Annotated in this window: 6 protein-coding genes; all 6 read left to right on the forward strand. The window is 39.8% G+C overall.

From position 1 onward, the window contains the following. Window positions 1-3: 3 nt before the first annotated feature. Entirely contained in the window at window positions 4-1452 is a 1449-nt protein-coding gene (locus tag WBM60_RS15030; protein ID WP_424262614.1) for an RtcB family protein, read from the forward strand. A 259-nt stretch (window positions 1453-1711) separates the two neighbouring features. Beyond that, complete coding sequence (locus tag WBM60_RS15035; RefSeq protein ID WP_424262612.1) at window positions 1712-2110, forward strand: hypothetical protein; 399 nt, start codon at window positions 1712-1714, stop codon at window positions 2108-2110. Window positions 2111-2171: 61 nt separating this feature from the next. Next, a complete protein-coding gene (locus tag WBM60_RS15040) occupies window positions 2172-2573 on the forward strand; it encodes a TerB family tellurite resistance protein (protein WP_424262610.1) in 402 nt (133 codons plus the stop codon). 219 nt (window positions 2574-2792) lie between these two features. Then, complete coding sequence (locus WBM60_RS15045; RefSeq protein ID WP_424259611.1) at window positions 2793-3995, forward strand: OmpA family protein; 1203 nt, start codon at window positions 2793-2795, stop codon at window positions 3993-3995. A gap of 330 nt (window positions 3996-4325) precedes the next feature. Then, a complete protein-coding gene (locus WBM60_RS15050) occupies window positions 4326-5435 on the forward strand; it encodes a helix-turn-helix domain-containing protein (protein ID WP_424259610.1) in 1110 nt (369 codons plus the stop codon). 125 nt (window positions 5436-5560) lie between these two features. Beyond that, on the forward strand, window positions 5561-6406 hold an 846-nt coding region (locus WBM60_RS15055; protein WP_424283275.1), incomplete at its 3' end, for a hypothetical protein.

Here is a 6406-nt window from a genome sequence, read left to right on the forward strand (position 1 = left end):
CAAATGAAAATTAAAAAAGCCGATATCCATAAAATAGAAGACTTCTTGTGGGAGATTCCCAAAGCATTCCGACCTAATATGCGGGTACCCGCCAGGGTATTGGCATCCGAACCTTTGCTCGACGCCATTATGGAAGATCGGTCCCTTGTGCAATTGGTAAATGTGGCATCCCTGCCCGGTATAAAGGGAGCTTCCCTTGTTATGCCCGATGTTCACGAAGGATATGGTTTTCCCATTGGTGGCGTTGCGGCCACTTTGCATCCAGACGGAGCAATTTCCCCAGGGGGTATAGGCTATGATATCAATTGCGGGGTACGGTTACTTACTTCCGACCAAAAAATAGCAGACATCAAGGATAAATTGGAGATGCTATCCAAAGAAATGTATGCCCAGGTCCCTTCTGGGATGGGAAAAGGCGGGCAAATTAAACTTTCTGCGCAAGAAATGGATGAAGTGCTTCTCAAAGGAGCCGAGTGGGCTGTTGAAAAAGGATATGGGGAAAAGAGGGATTTGGCTTTTATGGAAAGCAATGGTCGGTTGGAAAATGCAGATCCGTCTTTGGTCTCCGATATGGCAAAAAAAAGGGGTACTGACCAACTGGGCACTATAGGTTCAGGAAACCATTTTGTAGAGGTGGATTATGTAGCGGAAATTTATGAAGAGACCATTGCAGAAGCTTACGGACTGGCCAAAGGTCAGGTGGTGATATTGATTCACACCGGATCCCGTGGGTTAGGGCATCAGGTCGCCACTGACTTCATTCGTCAAATCATATCTGCAATGCCCAATTATGGCATTGAAGTGCCCGATAGGGAATTGGCTTGCGTGCCTTTCAATTCCAAAGAAGGGCAGAATTATTTCAAAGCCATGTGTGCTGCGGCCAATTATGCCTGGTGCAACAGGGAAGTAATCTCGTGGGAGGTCAGAAACGCCTGGAGGAATATTTTTGGACCAAACATTGAACCTCTTAAACTGATGTATGATGTGGCGCACAATATTGCCAAAGTTGAGACACATTTAGTCGATGGAAAGCAAGCTCAGGTTATTGTACACCGTAAGGGGGCTACAAGGGCTTTCGGTCCGGGGTATGAAGAATTACCTGAATCCTATAAATCGGTAGGGCAACCCGTGATTATTCCCGGAAGCATGGGTACTTGTTCCTATGTGTTGGCCGGCACTACCAGAAGCAAGGAACTGACCTTCGGTTCATGTTGCCACGGAGCGGGAAGAAGGTTGTCCAGGACGGCTGCAAAGAAACAAGTAAACGCTCCGGTACTCAAAGAAAATCTCAAAGAAAAAGGCATTTTTGTAGAAGCGGGTTCCTTTAAAGGAATAGCCGAAGAAGCACCCATAGCCTATAAAGATGTTAATATGGTGGTCGAGACCGTATGTAATTCCGGTATTGCCAGGAAAGTAGCTAAACTTAGACCTGTAGTGGTAGTCAAAGGCTAGGTTTCATTGGTGCATTGGTTTCTTCCAACAACTGAATCGCTTCCTGATCAGAAACCTGTTTGAATTTTTCACTGAACTGCTCACCTATTTAAAATAATAAGGAACAGGCCAAAGAAGCACTAATTGATTTAAAGGAACAAAAGATCAGGGGCGCAAAAGTGATGCAAATTATTTAGAAAAAAAGACACAGAACTGATATGGATCATTTAAAAGAGCTACCAAAAAACGTAACTTTTCGATCAATTTTAAAATAGCTAAAATGTTGGGCGAACAAAACACACAGGAAGAACTATTGACGGCTTTCCACCATGATGCCCAATGGTGGAAATTGATCCTTGGATATATTGAAACTGAAACCCGGTTTATAGAACAGTTATTGAATGCTCATATTTACAAAGAAAACACACCTAATCTTTTTGAACGGTTACAAAAGTTCAGGCATGAAATTGAGACCAGGGTAAAGGAGACGAAGAACTTAAAGAAAGAAATCGCCGAATATGAAGACAAGTTACAAGGTATTTTGGAGTGTCAGGACATTTCTTGCGATACCTTTTACCTGGAAAACCATAAGGAATTAAAAGATCGTTTTGAGGAATTCTATACCGGGATTAATGATTACAAAACAAGGGTGTTTAACTATATAGGAGGAATGCTTTAAGCTATTAATAAAGTTGAAAAGCAGTTATTGAGTAAACTGGAACCTTAAAAATAAACAGAATATGTCAATCTTTGAAGCTTACGAATCGGGGGAGCACGAAAGTAAAGTATCGCATTTCGCCGCAATTGTAAAGTTGGCGATCATAGATGGCCCTATCAATCCCGAAGAAGAAATTGTTTTGAAGCGTTTGGCCGTTAAGCTCGATGTTTCACAGGAAGAAGTCAAAACCATATTAAAAAATCCCGGGAAGTACCACTTGATTCCTCCCTATTCGTTGGAAGAACGTATTGAACGGCTCCATGACCTGTTCAGCATTATCTGTGCCGACCATGAAATTGATGAAGAGGAGCGAAATTTGATTTTTAAATATGCCATTGGACTTGGTTTTACCACGGAGAGGGCCCATAAGGAAATCGAAAAATGTATGCAGGTGTTTGATGGTGATATGGAGTTAGAGAATTGATAGGTTCCCGTGCGTGCCGGTAGGATAGTGCTGGAGATAAATTCATCAAAAAACGGCCCTAATCACTTTGAATCTATCTCTTTTTTAAAGAGTTGGAAAAGAAGCTATAATCTCACATAGAAATACTAAGTGGTGCTGATCTATATCATTGGCATCCTTCAAAGGGGTTCATAGTTTTGTTCCAAACGTTAAAAGAAATCAATTTTATATCTACAGATCATGAAAAATATATTTTTATTTCTGATAGTTGGCTTGTTCCTACAGATGCCTACAGTGTCTGAAGCACAAATACTTGGCAAACTAAAAAAGAAAGCCGAAAAGGAGGTTGAAAAAGCTTTGGAAGGAGAAGAACCTCAACCAGAAGAAAAACAAACCAAAGAAAATGAACTGAACGCTGAAGAAACCACAGATGATCAGGTTGCTAAACCCTGGTCTAAATATGATTTTGTGCCGGGTGAAACAGTAATATTTGAAGACAATTTAGAGGGAGAGCAAAATGGGGAATTCCCCTCGCAATGGGATTTAATTGATGGCTACGTTGAAAACGCCTTATTTGAAGGTGAAAACGTTATTCGGTTTCCTGTTGAAAGTTCCGGGGCAACCATAAAACCACTTATGAAAAAAGAGGGAGACTATCTACCGGAAAAATTTACCATAGAATTCGACATGTATTTGTCTCATAGAACTACCAAATACGAAATATTATTCTGGGATAAAGGAGAAGCTTTCCACCGCCCATCTGAACTAGGAGATATTGGTGTTATTGATGTGGGCTATGAACAAGGAGCTTCTTATGATGGTGGTAGAATGCGTCGAAATTTACCTAAAGAATCTCAAAAAGAATACCCTCACTGGCGTCACGTGGCAATTTCCTTTAACATAAGAGCACTAAAAATATATATTGATCAGGACAGATTATTAATGTTGCCCAATGTAAAGGGAAATCCATTGGCAATAAGTTTGAAAGGAAGCACCTATGATTATAGTCAAACTGGAGATTATCCCACAATGATAAAAAATATCCGCATAGCAGAAGGTGCCGTACAACTATATGATCGCTTTTTAACTGATGGAAAAATTGTTACTAACGGAATAAAATTTGATTCAGGAAAAGCAACTTTAAAACCTGAATCTATGGGTGTAATTAATGAAGTTGCGAAACTAATGAAGGAACATCCGGAAATAAATTTTAGTGTTGAAGGACATACGGATAGCGATGGGGATACTCAGTTTAATATAAATTTATCGGAACAACGGGCTAAGACAGTAGTGGATGAATTAATTGCACAGGGTATTGACGGCGAAAGGATGGTCTCAAAAGGATTTGGAGAAGATGTACCGGTGGCTGATAATGGCACACCTGAAGGCAAAGCTAATAACAGAAGGGTAGAATTTGTGAAAATGAACGTACCCAAAACCTGATAAATAAAGGTATTACAGAAAGGCATACACACCTGAATAACTGTTCTGGTCCTCACTATATTGTGAAGTTGAATTCCTGTTTCTGAATAAACCACTATACTATAATTATAGACAATTCACTACGCTGGATAGCTAACTACCAGTTCCAATGATCAACTTCTTTCGTAAAACCCCCAATTAGTTCAGTTTTTGAAGATTGAAGAGTCCTTAAGGAGAATTATCACAGCACTTGTGGTTAGGAACTTTATTTACTCGGTTTTATGTGATACATTTATAAAAAGCAATAATAAATATTGCCTTCCATCTGATACAGAAACTAACAGCTAATAAATGGCAGAACTTTTTAATTTTCTGACCTTACTGGTACTCTTTCAGTTGTTTTTTATAAGCTTCTTCCTTTTCTTTTCTAAAAAAGGCAGAAAATTGAGCAATTACCTCCTGGCCTTTTTCTTCCTGAGTTTGGCCTTTGGATTACTGGACTATTACCTGCTTTCCACCGAATTCTATGAAGAGAAAAGCCAGTACGCACTAATTCTTAACAGTCTGGTTGTTTTTCACGCCCCACTGCTACTGTTATATACTCAGTCCCTGACCACCCCTAAATTTAGTCTCAGATACATTCATTTACTGCATGCATTACCTTTTGTAATAATTATGATTTTATTGGTTATTTTTTATTACAGCCAATCTCCGGAAAAGCAACAATGGGTTTTGGAAGATGTTAAGGCAGGAAAGAATCTCAGCTCTATTCTTATCTCTGTCTTCGGTTTTATATACGAACTAGCCTATTTGGTGGCCATTAAAATTACTATTAAACATTATCGGCGCACCATTGTGGAGCAATTCTCGAATATTGACAAGATAAATCTCAATTGGTTGAATTTCTTAGTCAATTTTTTTATCATTTCCGTGCTGGCAAGTACTTTTGGCAACGTACTCAGGCACAGTCAGATTATTCGCATGGATCAGGGGGCGATCGCTTTAAGTTTAATAGGCTTGTTGTTTTTTATTAACAGCGTCTTGCTCAAGGGGCTACACCAAAATGAGATCTTCCTTGGTGCTCCCAGAAGTGCAGGTACGAACACGGTCGATTCAGAAGAAAATGATTCCCTCCTCCAAAAACTCCGGGAGCATTTGTCTAAAAACAAGCCATTTCTGGAGCCTGAGCTAACTTTGAATTTACTTGCAGAACAAATGCAGATTTCTCCACGTCAGCTCTCCACCTTAATCAATATGGAATTGGGCAAATCTTTTTTCGACCTGATCAACAGTTACCGCATCGAAGAGGCAAAACGTATCTTGAGGGAATCTCAGGATACCAAACTAACTGTGCTGGAAGTAATGTATGAAGTGGGTTTTAGTTCCAAGTCGAGCTTCAACACGGCTTTCAAAAAATATACGGGAACAACCCCAACGGCTTTTAAAGCCGGTACTACCTGATCTTTTAACAGGTTCGATATCAGGGACTGAAAATCATACTCATTTTTTTGGTTCGACTTCATGTATGCTGTCGACTTTGGTCAAGGCATACACTTACTTTGTTTGGTAATCAAAAATTCAGTATCATGAAAACTTTAAAACGTTATTTATCCAATCCGTACGTAGCATTAGTTCTGGGAATGCTCTTTATGATCTTCGGTTCAGCCAAGTGGACCATATTTATTGCACCCTGGTTTGGACTTGCCTTTTTACTTTATTTCTCGAGGAATGTCAAATTATGGCAAGTTCTGGTTTTTGGGGTGCTGGGCCTTTATATTTCCGGGCTGTTGGCCGTCTATGAAGTATTTCCGGCTCCCCTGCCCATTTTTATGATCATACTCATGATCGTATCATTGAAATCTATATTACCCTACCTTATAGATAAACTGAGCAAAGCGAAAGAAAAAGGTTTTTTGGGAACACTTATTTTTCCTGCGGCATTCATAAGCCTGGAATACCTAAATACCCTCGAAAGCGGGGATGTTTGGAGCTCCATTGCCAACACCCAATACCAGTTTAAAGCCATTCAACAAATTGCTTCTGTCTTTGGTATTTGGGGGATTTCATTTTTAGTTGCCTGGTTCGCATCGCTGTTCAACTGGATGACCGGCTTAAATTGGGAATGGAAAAAAATCAAAAGAGGGGTTGCTATAGCTGCCACAATTTATGTGGTAGTCCTTGCCTTTGGAATTTTCAGATTGGCTTTTAGCCATACTTCGGCAGATGAATATGTTAAAATAGCAGGGGTTACCTTAGACAATACCAATGTAATGGAAACCCTTTATGAAGACGAATTTGGAAAAACGATTAGTATTTTGCCGGAAACTTCACAGGCTTCCCCGGAACTTCAGGAAGCCAATAAGGCCATGATACCTTTTATAGAAAATCCTGCCGATGACAAATATAAAAGGACAATAGAGACACTTGAAGGT

This window comes from Eudoraea sp. (genome assembly GCF_049669105.1).
In the GTDB taxonomy this organism is placed as follows: domain Bacteria; phylum Bacteroidota; class Bacteroidia; order Flavobacteriales; family Flavobacteriaceae; genus Eudoraea.